At 66.2% G+C, this 16,164-nt stretch carries 16 protein-coding genes; 12 read left to right on the forward strand and 4 right to left on the reverse strand.

From position 1 onward, the window contains the following. Window positions 1-282: 282 nt before the first annotated feature. The 3 genes from AC1DKD_RS27335 (at window position 283) to AC1DKD_RS27345 (ending at window position 3,319) form a co-directional block, all read left to right on the forward strand. Complete coding sequence (locus tag AC1DKD_RS27335) at window positions 283-969, forward strand: ubiquinone biosynthesis accessory factor UbiJ (protein ID WP_441637150.1); 687 nt, start codon at window positions 283-285, stop codon at window positions 967-969. A gap of 73 nt (window positions 970-1,042) precedes the next feature. After that, on the forward strand, window positions 1,043-2,620 hold the full coding sequence (gene ubiB / locus AC1DKD_RS27340; RefSeq protein WP_441637152.1) for a ubiquinone biosynthesis regulatory protein kinase UbiB: 1,578 nt from the start codon (window positions 1,043-1,045) through the stop codon (window positions 2,618-2,620). A gap of 63 nt (window positions 2,621-2,683) precedes the next feature. After that, window positions 2,684-3,319, forward strand: coding sequence for a methyltransferase domain-containing protein (locus tag AC1DKD_RS27345; protein ID WP_441637154.1), 636 nt, complete (start codon window positions 2,684-2,686; stop codon window positions 3,317-3,319). 16 nt (window positions 3,320-3,335) lie between these two features. On the opposite strand, the gene AC1DKD_RS27350 is transcribed toward AC1DKD_RS27345, so the two are convergent. After that, on the reverse strand, window positions 3,336-3,944 hold the full coding sequence (locus tag AC1DKD_RS27350) for a hypothetical protein (protein ID WP_477143927.1): 609 nt from the start codon (window positions 3,942-3,944) through the stop codon (window positions 3,336-3,338). A 452-nt stretch (window positions 3,945-4,396) separates the two neighbouring features. Between AC1DKD_RS27350 and AC1DKD_RS27355 the strand changes: the two genes are divergently transcribed. The 4 genes from AC1DKD_RS27355 to aspS all read left to right on the forward strand — a co-directional run bounded on the left by AC1DKD_RS27355 (window position 4,397) and on the right by aspS (window position 8,949). Continuing rightward, a complete protein-coding gene (locus tag AC1DKD_RS27355) occupies window positions 4,397-5,833 on the forward strand; it encodes a high affinity choline transporter 1 (protein WP_477143928.1) in 1,437 nt (478 codons plus the stop codon). 197 nt (window positions 5,834-6,030) lie between these two features. Then, complete coding sequence (locus AC1DKD_RS27360) at window positions 6,031-6,390, forward strand: FmdB family zinc ribbon protein (protein ID WP_477104450.1); 360 nt, start codon at window positions 6,031-6,033, stop codon at window positions 6,388-6,390. Between the two features lie 14 nt (window positions 6,391-6,404). Continuing rightward, window positions 6,405-7,103, forward strand: coding sequence for a DUF502 domain-containing protein (locus AC1DKD_RS27365; protein WP_045237884.1), 699 nt, complete (start codon window positions 6,405-6,407; stop codon window positions 7,101-7,103). 43 nt (window positions 7,104-7,146) lie between these two features. Beyond that, entirely contained in the window at window positions 7,147-8,949 is a 1,803-nt protein-coding gene (aspS, locus tag AC1DKD_RS27370; protein ID WP_477143929.1) for an aspartate--tRNA ligase, read from the forward strand. Between the two features lie 67 nt (window positions 8,950-9,016). Here the strand turns inward: aspS and AC1DKD_RS27375 are convergent, their stop codons facing one another. Together AC1DKD_RS27375 and speB are read right to left on the reverse strand one after the other, a co-directional pair. Continuing rightward, complete coding sequence (locus AC1DKD_RS27375) at window positions 9,017-10,315, reverse strand: MFS transporter (protein ID WP_441636998.1); 1,299 nt, start codon at window positions 10,313-10,315, stop codon at window positions 9,017-9,019. A gap of 34 nt (window positions 10,316-10,349) precedes the next feature. After that, window positions 10,350-11,336, reverse strand: coding sequence for an agmatinase (gene speB / locus AC1DKD_RS27380; RefSeq protein ID WP_441637000.1), 987 nt, complete (start codon window positions 11,334-11,336; stop codon window positions 10,350-10,352). Window positions 11,337-11,465: 129 nt separating this feature from the next. Here speB and AC1DKD_RS27385 point away from each other — a divergent pair, with 129 nt between their 5' ends. The 4 genes from AC1DKD_RS27385 (at window position 11,466) to AC1DKD_RS27400 (ending at window position 14,863) form a co-directional block, all read left to right on the forward strand. Then, window positions 11,466-12,362 carry a LysR family transcriptional regulator gene (locus AC1DKD_RS27385; protein ID WP_441637002.1) on the forward strand — a complete coding sequence of 299 codons (897 nt, stop codon included), beginning with the start codon at window positions 11,466-11,468 and terminating at the stop codon, window positions 12,360-12,362. 185 nt (window positions 12,363-12,547) lie between these two features. Then, a complete protein-coding gene (locus AC1DKD_RS27390) occupies window positions 12,548-13,435 on the forward strand; it encodes a hypothetical protein (protein WP_441637004.1) in 888 nt (295 codons plus the stop codon). Between the two features lie 169 nt (window positions 13,436-13,604). Continuing rightward, window positions 13,605-14,078 carry a dihydroneopterin triphosphate diphosphatase gene (nudB, locus tag AC1DKD_RS27395; protein ID WP_441637006.1) on the forward strand — a complete coding sequence of 158 codons (474 nt, stop codon included), beginning with the start codon at window positions 13,605-13,607 and terminating at the stop codon, window positions 14,076-14,078. After that, window positions 14,075-14,863: an endonuclease/exonuclease/phosphatase family protein gene (locus tag AC1DKD_RS27400; RefSeq protein WP_441637008.1), complete on the forward strand. Its 789-nt coding sequence runs from the start codon at window positions 14,075-14,077 to the stop codon at window positions 14,861-14,863. Before nudB ends, AC1DKD_RS27400 begins: the two co-directional genes overlap by 4 nt. A 27-nt stretch (window positions 14,864-14,890) precedes the next feature. Here the strand turns inward: AC1DKD_RS27400 and AC1DKD_RS27405 are convergent, their stop codons facing one another. Beyond that, window positions 14,891-15,772: a LysR family transcriptional regulator gene (locus AC1DKD_RS27405; protein WP_441637010.1), complete on the reverse strand. Its 882-nt coding sequence runs from the start codon at window positions 15,770-15,772 to the stop codon at window positions 14,891-14,893. A 137-nt stretch (window positions 15,773-15,909) separates the two neighbouring features. Between AC1DKD_RS27405 and AC1DKD_RS27410 the strand changes: the two genes are divergently transcribed. Further along, on the forward strand, window positions 15,910-16,164 hold a 255-nt coding region (locus tag AC1DKD_RS27410), incomplete at its 3' end, for an NAD-dependent epimerase/dehydratase family protein (protein ID WP_477143930.1).

The raw sequence follows: 16,164 nt of genomic DNA on the forward strand, positions 1-16,164 counted from the left end.
GCGGAAAAGAGGGACCCATGTTTGAGTATCGCCTTAAGGCGATGCGAGTTTGGGTCCCGGCCGCTCTTTTCGTCGGATCCCGAGGGGGTGTCGCCCCATCCGGCGCGCCTTCTTTGCCTACTTTCTTGGCAAGACAAGAAAGTAGGTCGCCCCCCGCAGGGGGGTGAAACCGCCTTTGACTTTGCAGTTAAGCAGTTAAGCAGTTAAGCAGTTGACTTTGACACTAGACCCGATCAACCACCAACACCTCCTGAAAGGCCCGCCCCCAACCCCCACCCAACCATGACCACCCTCCCAACCCCTCTGGCCACGCCGCCCATCACCGCCCTGAACCACCTCCTGGAACAGGAACCCTGGGCCACCTCCATGCTCCAGCCCTTCGCGGGCCGCGTCATCCGCTTCGACGCCGCCGCGTTCACGCTCGCATTGAAGGTGACGGCGCAGGGCCTGACGGAACTGGCGCAAGCCGATGAGATCCCGGCAGTCACGCTAACCGTGCCCTTGCAGCAATGGCCGCTGGTGGCGTCGGACGTGGCGGGCGGCGGCCAGGCAGCCGCGATGAAGCACGTGCGCATCGAGGGCGATGCCGAGTTGGCCAACGCGGTATCCGCGCTGGCGCGCAGCCTGCGCTGGGACGCGGCCGAGGACCTGTCGCGCGCGTTGCGCGGCCTGCTGGGCGGCCCGGTCAGCGACAGCGTGGCGCAACGGATGGTGGACGGCGCGCAGCAAGTCCATGCGCAAGTCACGCGGCTGGGCCGCACGCTGGTGGACAATGTGACCGAATACCTGCTCGACGAGCAGCCAACCCTGGTGCGGCACGTCGCGCTGGACGAGTTCGGCGCCGGCGTGAGCGCGCTGCGCGACGATCTGGCCCGGCTGGAAAAGCGGCTGGAGAAGCTCGAGCAGCGCAGCCGGTCCGGGCGGGGCTCGGCAGGCGGTTCCGGCACGCTGCCTTCCGCTCACCGCTGATCGCCGATTGCAACTGATCATCCGCCAGCCGACACTGGCCAATCCGCACCGCCCCCAATACTGAAGAACCTGCATGACCCGCTTCCTGCGCCTTTGCAAGATCGTTTTCGTCATCCTCTACTACGGCCTCGACGAGCTCGTACTGTCGGGTTTCAAGAGCCGCCGCATCCGCTTCCTGGTGCGCGTCATCACCATCGGCCGCAAGCTCGACATGCCGCGCGGCGAGCGGCTGCGGCTGGCGCTCACACGCCTGGGCCCGATTTTCGTCAAGTTCGGCCAGGTGCTTTCCACCCGGCGCGACCTGATGCCGGCGGACATTGCCGACGAGCTTGCCAAGCTGCAGGACCAGGTGCCGCCATTCGATTCGGTGGTGGCGGTCAAGATCATCGAGCGCTCGCTGGGCCGGCCGCTGTCCATGCTGTTCGAGAGCTTCGACCACAAGCCGGTGGCCAGCGCCTCGATCGCCCAGGTGCATTTCGCCACCTTGAAGGGCGGTCCCAGCGAGGGGCGCGAAGTGGCGGTGAAAGTCCTGCGCCCCGGCATGCTTCCGGTCATCGACAGCGACCTGGCGTTGATGCGCGACCTCGCGGCCTGGCTGGAGCGTTTCTGGGCCGACGGCAAGCGCCTCAAGCCACGCGAGGTGGTTGCCGAGTTCGACAAATACCTGCACGACGAACTCGACCTGATGATCGAGGCGGCCAATGCCAGCCAGCTGCGCCGCAATTTCGCCGATACCAAGCTGCTGCTCGTGCCCGAGGTGTTCTGGGACTTCTGCAGCAGCGAGGTGTTCGTGATGGAGCGCATGCACGGCATCCCCATCTCGCGCACCGAATCGCTCAAGGCGGCCGGCGTCGACATGCACCTGCTGGCCGAGGAGGGGGTGGAGATCTTCTTCACCCAGGTGTTCCGCGACGGCTTCTTCCATGCCGACATGCACCCTGGCAACATCCTGGTGTCGGTGGCGCCGCAGAGTTTCGGCCGCTATATCGCGCTGGACTTCGGCATCGTCGGCGCGCTTTCCGAGTTCGACAAGAATTACCTGGCGCAGAATTTCATCGCCTTCTTCCGGCGCGACTACCATCGCGTGGCCCTGCTGCACGTGGAATCGGGCTGGGTGCCGCCGAACACGCGGGTGGAGGAGCTGGAAAGCGCAGTGCGCGCTTGCTGCGAGCCCTATTTCGACAAGCCGCTCAAGGAGATCTCGCTGGGCATGGTGCTGATGCGCCTGTTCCAGACCTCGCGCCGCTTCAATGTCGAGATCCAGCCGCAGCTGGTGCTGTTGCAGAAGACCTTGCTGAACATCGAAGGGCTGGGCCGCCAGTTGGATCCCGACCTGGACCTGTGGAAGACCGCCAAGCCCTTTCTCGAGAAGTGGATGCACGAGCAGGTGGGCTGGAAGGGCGCCTGGGAGCGGATCCAGGTGGAGGCGCCGCAATGGGCCAAGATGCTGCCCGACTTCCCGCGCCTGGCGCATCAGTTCCTGGAGCGCCGCGCGCTGGTCGACAACAGCCAGCAAGAGCGGCTGCTGACCGCCCTGATCACAGAGCAGCGCCGCACCAACCGCCTGGTCGGCACGGCGTTGCTGTTGGTGGGAGGCTTTGTCGCTGGCGTGGTGCTGACCGAATTGCTGGCCTGGGTTGGCTATTGGTAGCGCCTGCAGCGGCACAGCTAGCATGAACAAAGGCAATTGAATATAGAGACAGTCGAGGCGCGCTTGACCAAATCCGATAACACCGCCGGCAAGCCCGGCGCTACGCCAGCCTTCGCCACCCGCAACGCGGCCGATCCGGCCTTCTGGGACGAGCGCTTCGAGAAAGGGTTCATGCCATGGGACCTGGGCGGCGTGCCGGCCGATTTCGAGGCCTTCGCCAGCGCGATGGCGCCGTGCCCGACGCTGGTCCCTGGCTGTGGCAATGGCTGGGAAGCCGGCTGGCTCCATGCGCGAGGGTGGCCGGTGGCCGCCATCGATTTCTCGCCGGAGGCAGTGGCGAGCGCGCGGCGCGCGCTGGGGCCTGCCGGGGCTATCGTGCACGAGGCGGATTTCTTTGCGTTCACGCCCAAGCCGGCCTGCCAGCTCATCTACGAACGTGCCTTCCTGTGCGCCTTGCCGCCAGCCATGCGGGCTGCCTATGGCCGGCGCGTGGCGGAGTTGCTGCCGCCAGGCGGCCTGCTGGCCGGCTACTTCTTCCTGGATGAAACGCGCGGCGGGCCGCCCTTCGCGATGCCCGAGGCGGAACTGCGCGCGCTGCTTGCGCCGGCATTCGAGCTGGTGGAGGCGCGTGCCGCCACCGGCTCGCCGCCGGTGTTCGCCGGCCGCGAGCATTGGCAGGTCTGGCGCCGCCGGGCCTAGGCGCCGGTTTTTCCCCTTAGCCGCGCACGCGGCCGTTGTGCTTGTCGTGGTAGATCGCCCGGCTGTCGCGGTTTTCGGCGCGCTGGATGCCGCGTTGTTCGGCCGCGCCCACGTGGCCATTGGCGCCGGCACGCGCTTCGCGCCGGTCGACGTGGGCCTGGCCGYGTTCGAGCTTGCCGGCTTCGCGGTTGGTCAGCGAGCCGTTGGCCACGCCGTTCTGGATGCGTTGCTCCTGATTGATATTGCGTTGCACCTCGGCCTGCATGCGCTGCGATGACAGGCTGGCGGGGTTGCCGCTGATGCCGTTATGCGTGTCGCGCGAGATATCGCGGCTCACATTGTTCTCGGCACGCTGGATCGACGCCTGCTCGCGCGGCGAGACTGAGCCGTTGGCAAGGGCATGCGCTTCCATGCGATCGACCCGCGCGGTCTGCTTTTGCAGGCTGGCCGCCTCGCGCGTGCTCAGGCTGCCGGATTGCAGGCCATTCTCGATACGCTGCTCCTGGTTGACGTTGCGCTGCACATCCTGCGCGACCGCCGCGGTCTGGGCGCTGGCCAGACCGGCGCCGAGCAGGCCGGCGGCAATCATCAGGGTCTTGAGCATCAGGGTTTGGCGGTTCGGCATGGTGTTCTCCTTTTCCTTTCGGGGACGTGGGCGGCAGCGCGGCTCGTGGGCTGGTTGCCCGATTTCTGCTGCCGTTCCGCTCTAATGCGCGGCGGGCGAGACGCGCTGACGCAAGCTTTGTAATCCGTGTAACCGCCCGTTATCCGGCCCCTTCCGCACCATGGCGGGGCGCCGCGGCCGATGGTCCCGACCGGAGGCGGGAGGCGGTCTTGTCACCTGTGGCGCGTGCGCTGCATTGATGCCGGCAATTTCCGCATGGCGGGGATTTTTCTTCGCCCGGCACGGTCTGCATCGCTATAATCCGCGTTTTGATTCGGCTACGACCGCAGGCTAGATCAGCCACCCATGCGGCCCCGACCGATGAATTGGACTCCGGGCAGGGCAGGGGAACGCATCCCGCTCACCGGCAACCGGTTTTTCGCCGCAAGGGCATTTTTGGGATAGGCAGCAGCATGCTGATCTGGTTCGTCATCATCTACTGGGTAATCTCTGTCGGCATCGGCCTGTGGGCCGCGCTGCGCGTACGCAACGCCACCGACTTCGCGGTGGCCGGCCGCAGCCTGCCGTTCTATATCGTCACCGCCACCGTGTTCGCCACGTGGTTCGGCTCGGAGACGGTGCTGGGCATCCCCGCGGTCTTTCTCAAGGAAGGCCTGTCCGGGGTGGTGTCCGATCCCTTCGGTTCTTCGCTCTGCCTGATCCTGGTCGGCTTGTTCTTCGCGCGTCCGCTATACCGGATGAACCTGCTCACCATTGGCGATTACTACCACAACCGCTACGGGCGGCTGGCCGAGGTGCTGACCACGCTGTGCATCGTGATGTCCTACCTGGGCTGGGTCGCCGCGCAGATCAAGGCGCTTGGCCTGGTGTTCTTCACCGTCTCGGACGGCACCCTGTCGCAGGAAACCGGCATGATGATCGGCGCCGCCAGCGTGCTGGTCTACACGCTGTTTGGCGGCATGTGGGCGGTGGYGGTGACCGACTTCCTCCAGATGATCATCATCGTGATCGGCATGTTGTATATCGGCTACGAGGTCAGCGGCCAGGCCGGCGGCGTGGCGGCGGTGGTGTCGCACGCGGCGGCGGCCGGCAAGTTCGAGTTCCTGCCCTCGCTGGACCTGATACAGATCATCGGTTTCGCGGCGGCGCTGTTCACCATGATGCTGGGGTCGATCCCGCAGCAGGACGTGTTCCAGCGCGTGACCTCGTCGCGCACCGAGAAGATTGCCGGACGCGCCTCGGTGCTGGGCGGCGTGCTGTATTTCTGCTTTGCCTTTATCCCGATGTTCCTGGCCTATTCGGCCACCATGATCGATCCGGAGATGGTGCAGAAGTACATCAACACCGATTCGCAACTGATCCTGCCCAAGCTGATCCTGACGCACGCGCCCATGTTCGCCCAGGTGATGTTCTTCGGCGCGCTGTTGTCCGCCATCAAGAGCTGCGCTTCGGCGACGCTGCTGGCGCCGTCCGTTACCTTCGCCGAGAACATCCTGCGGCCGTATTTCCGCCATCTCGACGACCGCCGTTTCCTGCGCGTGATGCAGGCGGTGGTGCTGGTGTTCGCGGTGCTGGTGACGCTGTTCGCGCTGAACTCGCATCTTTCCATCTTCCATATGGTGGAGAATGCCTACAAAGTCACATTGGTATCGTCGTTCGTGCCACTGGCCTTCGGCATGTTCTGGAAACCGGCCACCCGCCAGGGCGGGCTGGCCGCCATCCTCCTGGGCCTGACTTCCTGGCTGTGCTGCGAGATCGCCTTCGCCGACGCGGCGGTGCCGCCGCAGATGGTCGGTTTGCTGTTCTCCATCGGCGGCATGGTCTTCGGTTCGCTGCTGCCGCAGTGGATCGGCGACCATCCGCGCGTCGAGGAAGTGCATCTGGCCTGACCGATGCGGCGCCGCGCGTGGTGCGCGTGCCTCTGGCGGCATTTCTGGCCCTTTTTCAGCCGGCCCGCTGTTCTCAGAACGGTTTATAATTCAAGGCTTTGCACCGCAAGGTGGCGCACGGGAGCGGCAACTTCCCCGTCGGCGCGACTGCGCGGTCCCCCCATTTTCCGTTCCAGAATCCTCGCGGAGTGCCACTTATGCCGATCTATGCCTATCGTTGCGACGCCTGCGGCCACGGGCGCGATGTGCTGCAGAAAATGAGCGATGCGCCGCTCACTGACTGCACATCCTGCGGCGCAACGGGCACGTTCAAGAAACAACTGACCGCCGCGGGCTTCCAGCTCAAGGGTTCGGGCTGGTACGTCACCGACTTCCGTGGCGGCAGCGGCGGCACCGCCGCGGCTCCCGCCGGTGCTGCCCCGGCCGCCGCCGCCGGCGCGGCCGATAGCGGCAGCGCTGCCGCGGCTGCGCCTTCCTCCGGCGACGCGTCCGGCTCCGCCAGCACGGCCACCGCAAGCGCCGCCGGCGGTTGCGGCAGCGCCTGCGCTTGCCATTGAAGGCAGAACGCGCCGTGGCAGCGAAGAAAACGTCCGCCCTCAAGACCTGGTTCCTGACCGGGCTGCTGGTGCTGGTGCCGCTGGGCATCACGCTCTGGGTGCTGAATCTCGTCATCGGCACCATGGACCAGAGCCTGGCGCTGCTGCCGGAAGCCTGGCAGCCCGACAAGCTGTTCGGCCGGCGCATCCTGGGCCTGGGCGCGATCCTGACGGTCGTGTTCATCCTGCTGGTGGGGCTGCTGGCCCACAACTTCATCGGCCAGCGGCTGGTGCGCTGGTGGGAAGCGCTGTTGCGCCATATCCCGGTGGTGGGGCCGATCTACACCAGCGTCAAGCAGGTATCCGACACGCTGCTGTCCTCGTCCGGCAATGCCTTTCGCAAGGCCTTGCTGGTGCAGTATCCGCGTGAAGGCTCGTGGACCATCGCCTTCCTGACCGGGCGGCCCGGCGGCGATGTGCAGAATCACCTGCAGGGCGAATATGTCAGCGTCTACGTGCCGACCACGCCCAATCCGACCTCGGGCTTCTTCCTGATGATGCCCAAGGCCGATACCATCGAACTCGACATGACCGTCGACGCCGCGCTGAAGTACATCGTCTCGATGGGCGTGGTGGCGCCGACCGAGCTGCCGCGCAAGAGCGGCCCGGTGCGCGCTGGCGAGGCGGATGCCGAAGCCCTCGCCGAGTCCGCCGACTCTTCGCATTCAAATTGATCGCCGGCCGCATCGGCGGCCGCGTTATTCCTGGAATTCTCCTATGTCCATGCGTACTCACTACTGCGGTCTCGTGACCGAACAACTGACGGGCCAGGAAGTGGCCCTGACCGGCTGGGTGCASCGYCGCCGCGAYCACGGCGGCGTGATCTTCATYGACCYGCGCGACCGCGAAGGCCTKGTGCAGGTGGTATGCGATCCCGATCGCCCAGAGATGTTCAAGGCCGCCGAAGAGATTCGCAACGAGTTCTGCATCCGCGTCACCGGCAAGGTCCGTGCACGTCCGGAAGGCACCGAGAACGCCAACCTGACCTCCGGCAAGATTGAGGTGCTGTGCCATGAGCTGACCGTGCTCAACCCGTCGGTCACGCCCCCGTTCCAGCTCGACGACGACAACCTGTCCGAGACCACCCGCCTGACCCACCGCGTGCTCGACCTGCGCCGCCCGCAGATGCAGTACAACCTGCGCCTGCGCTACAAGGTGGCCATGGAAGTGCGCAAGTACCTGGACGCGCAAGGCTTTATCGACATCGAGACGCCGATGCTGGGCAAGAGCACGCCCGAAGGCGCGCGCGACTACCTGGTGCCCTCGCGGACCAACCCGGGCCACTTCTTCGCGCTGCCGCAGTCGCCGCAGATCTTCAAGCAGATGCTGATGGTGTCGGGCTTCGACCGCTACTACCAGATCACCAAGTGCTTCCGCGACGAGGACCTGCGTGCCGACCGCCAGCCCGAGTTCACGCAGATCGACTGCGAGACCTCGTTCCTGAACGAGCAGGAGATCCGCGACCTGTTCGAGGACATGATGCGCACGGTGTTCAAGAACGCCATCGACGTCGACCTGGACGCCAGCTTCCCGGTGATGGAATTCCGCGAGGCCATGGCCCGTTTCGGTTCGGACAAGCCTGACCTGCGCGTCAAGCTCGAATTCACCGAACTGACCGACGCCATGAAGGACGTCGATTTCAAGGTGTTCTCCGGCCCCGCCAACAGCGAGAACGGCCGCGTGGTCGGCCTGTGCGTGCCGGGCGGCGCCGCCATCTCGCGCAGCGAGATCGATGCTTACACCCAGTTCGTCGCCATCTACGGCGCCAAGGGCCTGGCCTGGATCAAGGTCAACGAAGTGGCCAAGGGCCGCGACGGCCTGCAATCGCCGATCGTCAAGAACCTGCATGACGCGGCCATCGCCGAGATCCTGAAGCGCACCGGCGCCAAGGATGGCGACATCATCTTCTTCGGCGCCGACAAGGCCAAGGTCGTCAACGACGCCATCGGCGGCCTGCGCCTGAAGATCGGCCACTCCGAGTTCGGCAAGACCCACGGCCTGTTCGAGGACGTGTGGAAGCCGCTGTGGGTGATCGACTTCCCGATGTTCGAGTACGACGAGGAAGACGCCCGCTGGGTCGCCATGCACCACCCGTTCACCAGCCCCAAGGACGAGCACCTGCAATACCTGGAAACCGATCCGGGCAAATGCATCGCCAAGGCCTATGACATGGTCCTGAACGGCTGGGAAATGGGCGGTGGCTCGGTGCGGATCTTCCGCGAGGACGTGCAGAGCAAGGTGTTCCGCGCCCTGAAGATCGGCGAGGAAGAAGCACGCGCCAAGTTCGGCTACCTGCTGGACGCGCTGCAATACGGCGCGCCCCCGCACGGCGGCCTGGCCTTCGGCCTGGACCGCATCGTCACCATGATGGCCGGCGCCGATTCGATCCGCGACGTGATCGCCTTCCCCAAGACCCAGCGCGCCCAAGACTTGCTGACGCAAGCGCCGAGCGCGGTCGACGAGAAGCAGCTGCGCGAGCTGCATATCCGCTTGCGTGCCGCGGAGCCGAAGACGGCCTGAGCCGGGGTTTCGACTGCCTGAGGAAGGGCCGCGCGCAAGCGCGGCCCTTCTTGTTTTTCCGGGCGTATCAGATGCTCGTCGCGGTCGCGGGCAAGCTGGCCTCTCGCGCTCGCCCTGCCAGCATCACGCAAATCAGCGATAGTGCCGCAAATCCCGCATAGAAGACCGCCATCGGCCACCACTGCGGAAAGAACCTGTCCGCCAGCAGTGTCGCCAGCAGCGGAGTCAGGCCGCCGGCGAAGGCGCCGCACACCTGGTACGACAGCGAGATGGCGGTGTAGCGGATGCGCGCGGCGAACATGCCGGTGACAAAGCCGGCAATGACGGCGTAGTAGCCCGATTCACACAACGTGGCGATGGCGATGCCCAGGAACACCGTGTGCGGCTGGCCAGTGCGAACCAGGGGCAGCATGACGAACGGCACGGCGATGGCGCATGCCGCAACGACGGCCAGCACGCGCCGGGTGCCGAAGCGGTCGGCCAGATGCGCCGCGCCCAGTTGCACGAAGAACTGCAGCACCGCCACCCAGAACATGCAGTCGAGAATCATCTCCCGGTCCAGCGCAAGGTACTGCGTGGCATAAGAGATCATGAAGATGTTGCTGAAGTAGACCCCGGCGATGCCGTACACGTTGGCGCCGATCGCCAGCACGATCAGCGGCCACGCGCGTAGCGCTTCGGCCAGCGGCTGGCTGGCCACGTCGCCGGTGGCCTGCATCGCCTCGAATTCCGGCGATTCGTTGACCGACAGCCGGATCGCGAAGCCAACCGCCAGCAGCACCGCGCTGGCCAGGAAGGGCAGGCGCCAGCCCCATTGCATGAGGGCGTCGTGATCGAGCCGGCTGATGGCGCTGAAGGCCAGCATCGACAGGATCAGCCCGCCCGCGCTGCCAAGTTGCGCGAACGAGGCGAAGAAGGTGCGCCGGCCGGCCGGCGCGTGCTCGCCTGCCAGCAACACCGCGCCGCCCCACTCGCCGCCGACCGCGATGCCCTGCAGTACGCGCAACGCCACCAGCGCCACGGGCGCGATCCATCCGGCCTGCGCATAGGTCGGCAGGCAGCCGATCAGTACCGTGGCGATGGCCATCAAGGACAGCGTGCCCATGAGCGCGCGCTTGCGCCCAAGGCGATCGCCGATGCGCCCGAACAGAACGCCACCAACGGGCCGCGCCAGAAAGCCGATGGCGAACGAGCCGAACGAGGCCAGCAGGCTCAGCAGGCGGCTCTCGCCGGGAAAGAACAGCGGTCCGAAAACCAGCGCCGCGGCCGTGGCGTAACTGTAGAAATCGTACCACTCGATGGTGGTGCCGACGAACGATGCCAGGGCCGCGCGGCGCGGTTGGGGGGCAGGCTGCTTGGTCTGCATGGTGGGTCTCCTGTTTATGGCTTTGGCGAAGGCATCAGGCGTCGCGGTATTCGACGCCGGGCACCACGCACAGCAGTTCGAACGCCAGATTGGCCCCGAGCAGCGCCGTGGTGCCAAACGGGTCATAGGGCGGCGATACCTCGACCAGGTCGGCGCCGACGATATCCAGCCCGCGCGCGCCACGCACGATCTCCAACGCCTGTGGCACCGTCAGTCCGCCAATCTCCGGCGTGCCGGTGCCGGGAGCGTAGGCAGGGTCGATGCCGTCGATATCGAAAGTGATGTAGACCGGGCCGCCCCGCAGGCGCGCGCCGACTTCCTCCATCAGCGGTGCCAGCGAGCGGTGCCAGCATGCTTCGGCAGTAACCACCTGAAATCCCTGCTGGCGGCACCAGTCGAAATCCTCGGCGGCATAGCCGGTGCCGCGCAGGCCGATCTGCACCACACGGCCGCAATCGAGCAGCCCTTCCTCCACCGCGCGGCGGAACGGCGTGCCGTGCGCGATCTTCTCGCCGAACATGGTGTCGTTCACATCGGCATGCGCATCGACATGGATCAGTCCGACGCGGCCATACCTGGCGTGCATGGCGCGCAGGATCGGCAGCGTGACGGTGTGGTCGCCGCCCAGCCCGACCGGGCGGCACCCCGTGGCGATGATGTCGCGGTACGCCGCCTCGATGCGCGCGATGGAATCGTGCAGGTTGTATGGATTGGTCGCCACGTCGCCGATATCGGCCACGCGCAGCGAATCGAACGGGGCGGCGCGCGTGGCCATGTTGTAGGGGCGCAGCAGCACGGATTCGGCCCGGATCTGGCGGGGCCCCAGCCGCGCGCCGTTGCGGTTGGACGTGCCCAGGTCGAACGGCACGCCGACAAAGCAGGCATCCAGCCCGGCGGTGCTGCCGGCGGCGGGCAGCCGCATCATGGTGGCGATGCCGCCAAAGCGCGGCATGGCGTTGCCGGACATCGGCTGGAAGGGTTCGGCAGCGCCGGCCGGGTTGCGTAGCAGCTTTGCATTCATGGCGATCGATTCATCATGCCGCGCCCGGTGGCATGTCATGGTGGAGGGATCTGAATTCTTGCTGATTGTTTTGACGCGTAGAATGCGAAACTTCTGAACCAAACATTGATCCGGATCGATGTACCAACCATGCTGGGACAACCCTCCGATCTTGACCTGCGCCTGATCCGCGTTTTCCTGGCGGTAGTGGACGCCAACGGCATCACACCCGCGCAGGCGACGCTCAACGTCAGCCAGTCCACCATCAGCACGCAGCTTTCAACGCTGGAAACACGGCTGGGCTACCGGCTGTGTGAACGCGGGCGCAGCGGTTTCCGGCTGACTCCGCGCGGCCGGCAATTCGTCGAATCCGGGCGCAAGCTGCTGACGGCGCTGGATGTCTTTGGCGCAGAAGCGCGCAAGGTGGGGCGCACGCTGGTGGGCACGCTCAACCTGGGCTTGATCGGGCATACGCCGGTGAGCGCCAATGCGCGCATCAGCCAGGCAATCGAGTGCTTCCGCCAACGCGACGAATCCGTGCACTTCTCGGTGTCGGTGCGTTCGCCGGGGGAACTGGAAGGATTGCTGCTGGACGGCAAGATCCACATGGGTATCGGCTACTTCTGGCATCGCGTGCCCGCGCTGGACTACACCACCATCTTTCACGAGACCCAGCTTGCCTATGCCGGACGCGGCCATCCGCTTTTTGCCGAGGCCGGGCGCATCGACCCGGCGGTCACGCTCGGCCATGCGTGGGCCTGGCGCAGCTATCCGCTGCCGGAGGCCGCGGGCTCGCCGGCAGACCGGCTGGTGACGGCGATGGCGGACAACATGGAGGCAGTGGCGATGCTGGTGCTGTCCGGCCGGCACCTGGGCTATTTGCCGGCACATTTCGCGGCCCCCTACGTGCTGCAGGGCCAGTTGGCCCCGCTCGCGCCGGACGCGATGCGCTATGAGGTACCGTTCGACATGGTGGTGCGCCGCAAGCCGCACGGGAGCGATTTGCTGGACGCCTTCATCGCCGACATGAAGGCGGCGCACGCCTGACGCGCGGCTGCTCCTGTGGGGTCTGGTGATCCTCTTCCGCGCGCGCCGGCCATTCGGCACCCCGTGCCTGGTTTCCAATTGTTACATCGCGGAACGAAGCCCCCTCCTGTCCAGTCTTCTCCCTTTATAGCGCCAAGCCGCAAGCCCATTTCGAAGGCGCACCGGCCGCGCGGGAGGAATTTGCCGTGCACCTGGATGTAGAACTGATTCGCCAGTTTTTGCTGGCCCATGCCGAGACCATCGTCACCTGGCTTGTCGCCGGGCTGGCGATGATGCTGCTGGCGCGTTTCGAATTGCGGCGCGCGGTGCGCCGCTCGGCGGTGGCCATGTCGGAGTCCGTGGCGACCACGGTGGCGGCCTGCGTGCCGGATATCGCGCATGCGGCGCAGACCGGCGGCGGTGCCGTGCCAATGCCGGAACCGGTGGAGATGCAGCGCGCCGAAGCCCTGCGCCGGGTGGCGCTGGATACGGTGGGAACGGTCATGGCGCGCGGACGCTGGCTGGAAGACCTGGGCAACCTGCGCCTGGCCGACGACGCCCTGGTTCAGGGCAGCCGCGCCGGCGGCGCGGATCCGCTGCTTGTCGTAGCGCCCCAGCCGGTGGTACAGGCTTACCTGCTGGCGCAGCGTACCTTCGACGAGCACGCGGCGCACCTGCGCGACGAGCGCCGCGAGGCACTACGCCTGCAGGACGGATTACAGGCGCTGGCGGCGGAGGCCACCCATATCGAGCAGGAAACCGGCAGCATCGTGATGCGCTTCGAGCAGGTCAACGCGCAAGCGGCCCAGGGCGTGGACGCGGGCGACTACCAGCGCTTCCTGATCCAGAAGTACAACGCGCTCGGCGTGCGCGAAAAGGAGATAGCGCAGGAACGCTTGCAATTGCAGGCGCAACTGCGGGAATGCGCCGAACGCCTTGCCGCGCATGCGCACGCGGCTTCGCGCGAGTACACCCAGGCGCTCACGCCGCTGATGCAGCAACTACGCGCCGCATGGGGCCACGGCGACTCTCCCGGCGTCTTCGAGACCTGGCTGCGCGAGGCGCCGGTCCAGTCCAGCGTCCACGCTGCTTGAGTGTCGTCCGGGCGCCGGAAGCCACGGGAAGCGTTGCCAGGTTCCAGCCGCGCCTGATCCGTCCCCTCCCATCATGCATCCAGCCCRTGAGACCGTTCCGGCGACCATGTTTCCCATGGCGGCCGGGTGCATCTGCGGTAAGCTTGGGGACGCCGTTTGTCTTATCCCCATGTCCTACAAAATCCCTGAATCCGTCCTGGTCGTGGTCCACACGCCGGACCTGCAAGTGCTGTTGATCGAGCGCGCCGACCGGCCGGGTTACTGGCAGTCCGTCACCGGCAGCCTGGACGCGCCCGACGAGCCGCTGGCCGTGACGGCCGCCCGCGAAGTGGCGGAGGAAACCGGCATCATCGCCGCCGAGCATCAACTGGACGACTGGCAGCACACCATCGACTACGAGATCTATCCCCAGTGGCGCCACCGTTACGCCGCCGGCGTGACGCGCAACACCGAGCACTGGTTCGGCCTGCGCGTGGCGCAGCCGGTGCCGGTGACGCTGGCACCACGCGAGCACCTGCAATATCAGTGGCTGCCGTGGCGCGAGGCCGCCGCGCTCTGCTTCTCGAGCAGCAATGCGGAGGCGGTGCTGCAACTGGGCTGGCGCGTGCAGGGACAGCGCGCGGCCTGTGGAGCGGCCTCATGAGACTGCGCGTCGTTACCTACAACATTCACAAGGGCGTGACCGGCATCAAGGGCAAGTCGCGCATCCATAACGTGCGCGACGGCCTGCATGTGGTCAATGCCGACATCGTCTTCCTGCAGGAAGTGCAGGACCGCAATGACCGCCTGGTGGCGGCCGCCTTGTTCGACCCGGACTATACGCAGCTCAACTACCTGGCCACCGATGCCTACCCGCACTCGGTGTATGGGCGCAATGCGGTGTACGACCACGGGCACCACGGCAATGCCATCCTGTCGCGCCATCCGATCCTGATGTCGGAAAACCTCGACATCTCCGACCATCGCTTCGAGCAGCGCGGCCTGCTGCATGCGGTGGCGGATATGAACGGCGTCGAGGCCCATCTGATCTGCGTGCATTTCGGGCTGTTCGCCCGCAGCCGCGCGCGCCAGGCGGAGGCGCTGGTCAAGCGCGTGTGCGACGTGGTGCCGGCCGAAGCGCCGCTGGTGATCGCCGGCGATTTCAACGACTGGAACCACCGCCTCGACAACCTGATCTGCACCACGCTGGGGGCGACGGAAGTTTCCCATGCGGGCGGTGCACGGCTGCACACTTTTCCCAGCCACATGCCTTGGTGGCAACTCGACCGCATCTATGTGCGCGGATTCGAGATCGAGCACGCCAGCGCGCTGACCGGCCGCGAATGGGCCCAGCGCTCTGACCACGTGCCGTTGATGGCCGAGCTTGCCCGCATTTCCGTCCCGGAGCGGCCGGTTGCCCACAAGGCCAAGGCCGGCATCTCTTCGTGAAGCCCCGCGCCGGCGCGCGGGTTGTCTTCAGGCCCCCATTTTTTCCAGCATGATTTCGATGAAGCGCGCCTGCTTGGGCAAAGGCCGCGGGTCGCGCGGATAAAGCAGGTGCACAGGCCTCGGCGCTGGCGTGGCGTCTTCCAGAAGCGGTACCAGCAGGCCTGCGGCGATGTCGGCCGCCAGCAGTACTTCAGGCTGCATGACGATGCCGCAGCCGGACAGCGCGGCGCGCCGCAACGCCTGGCCGTTATTGGCAGCGAGCGGCGCCGCCGCCATCCGCCCGGGACCGCCCTCGAATGCCGGCCAGCCCATGCCTTGTGGCCACAACAGGTGGTTCAGGCAGCGATGTCCGGCCAGGTCTGACAGGGAACGGGGATGGCCCGCCTGCGCCAGGTAGGCCGGCGCCGCGCAGATCGCCATGCGGTAGGGCCGCAAGGGGCGCGCGACCAGGTGGTCCGAACTGGCCAGCGCGCCGATGCGGACAGCAGCATCGAAACCGTCGGCAATCAGGTCGGTAAAGGCGTCGTCAAGCACCAGTTCCACCGTGACTTCCGGATAGTTCAGGAGGAACGCCGATACTGCCTCGGCGACCGCCGTCTCTCCCAGCGTCACCGGGGCGGTGACGCGCAAGCGCCCGCGCGGCTGGCTGTGCAGGCGTTCCGCAACGGTTTCCGCGTTGCGCACACGCTCCAGTATCAGCCGGCATTCCTCCAGGAACAGGCGCCCGGCTTCGGTCAGGCTCTGGCGCCGCGTGCTGCGTTGCAGCAGGCGCACGCCCAGATGGCGTTCGAGCTGGCCCACATGCTTGCCCACCATCACCGCCGACAGGCCCAGCGCATCGGCGCAGGCACTGAAGCTGCCGGCTTCGGCGGCGGCGGCGAAGACTTCCATGCTGCGTAGCTTGTCCACGGATTACTAATTAAAAGTTAGGTATCCGCAAAATCGTATCCCATTTATCCGTGCCTGGCCCACTTTCATAATCGGTTTTTGAAGCGGAGGGAAGGAATCCCCCGCACCATTGGCCTAATGGACGAACGGAGAGTGGGATGAAAATTATCGTGATCGGGGCCAGCGGCACCCTTGGCCAGGCGGTGGTCCAGAACCTGTCGGCGCGCCATGAAGTGGTGCGCGTCGGCAAGTCGGGTGGCGATCATCGGGTCGACCTGACGCAGCCCGGGTCGGTGCAGGCCTTGTTCGAATCGACCGGCCGGGTGGATGCCATCGTCGCCACCACCGGGAGCCTGTTTTTTGGCCCGCTCGCGCAGATGCGCGCCGAGGATTTCGCGATCGGGCTGCAAGAC

This window comes from Cupriavidus sp. 05T313 (genome assembly GCF_056396665.1).

Excerpts from the sequence above, each read along its gene's own strand:
- AC1DKD_RS27335 (WP_441637150.1), top strand. The coding sequence starts at position 283 with ATGACCACCCTCCCAACCCCTCTGGCCACGCCGCCCATCACCGCCCTG.
- ubiB (WP_441637152.1), top strand. The coding sequence starts at position 1,043 with ATGACCCGCTTCCTGCGCCTTTGCAAGATCGTTTTCGTCATCCTCTAC.
- AC1DKD_RS27360 (WP_477104450.1), top strand. The coding sequence starts at position 6,031 with ATGCCGATCTATGCCTATCGTTGCGACGCCTGCGGCCACGGGCGCGAT.
- AC1DKD_RS27375 (WP_441636998.1), bottom strand. The coding sequence starts at position 10,315 with ATGCAGACCAAGCAGCCTGCCCCCCAACCGCGCCGCGCGGCCCTGGCA.
- speB (WP_441637000.1), bottom strand. The coding sequence starts at position 11,336 with ATGAATGCAAAGCTGCTACGCAACCCGGCCGGCGCTGCCGAACCCTTC.
- AC1DKD_RS27385 (WP_441637002.1), top strand. The coding sequence starts at position 11,466 with ATGCTGGGACAACCCTCCGATCTTGACCTGCGCCTGATCCGCGTTTTC.
- nudB (WP_441637006.1), top strand. The coding sequence starts at position 13,605 with ATGTCCTACAAAATCCCTGAATCCGTCCTGGTCGTGGTCCACACGCCG.
- AC1DKD_RS27400 (WP_441637008.1), top strand. The coding sequence starts at position 14,075 with ATGAGACTGCGCGTCGTTACCTACAACATTCACAAGGGCGTGACCGGC.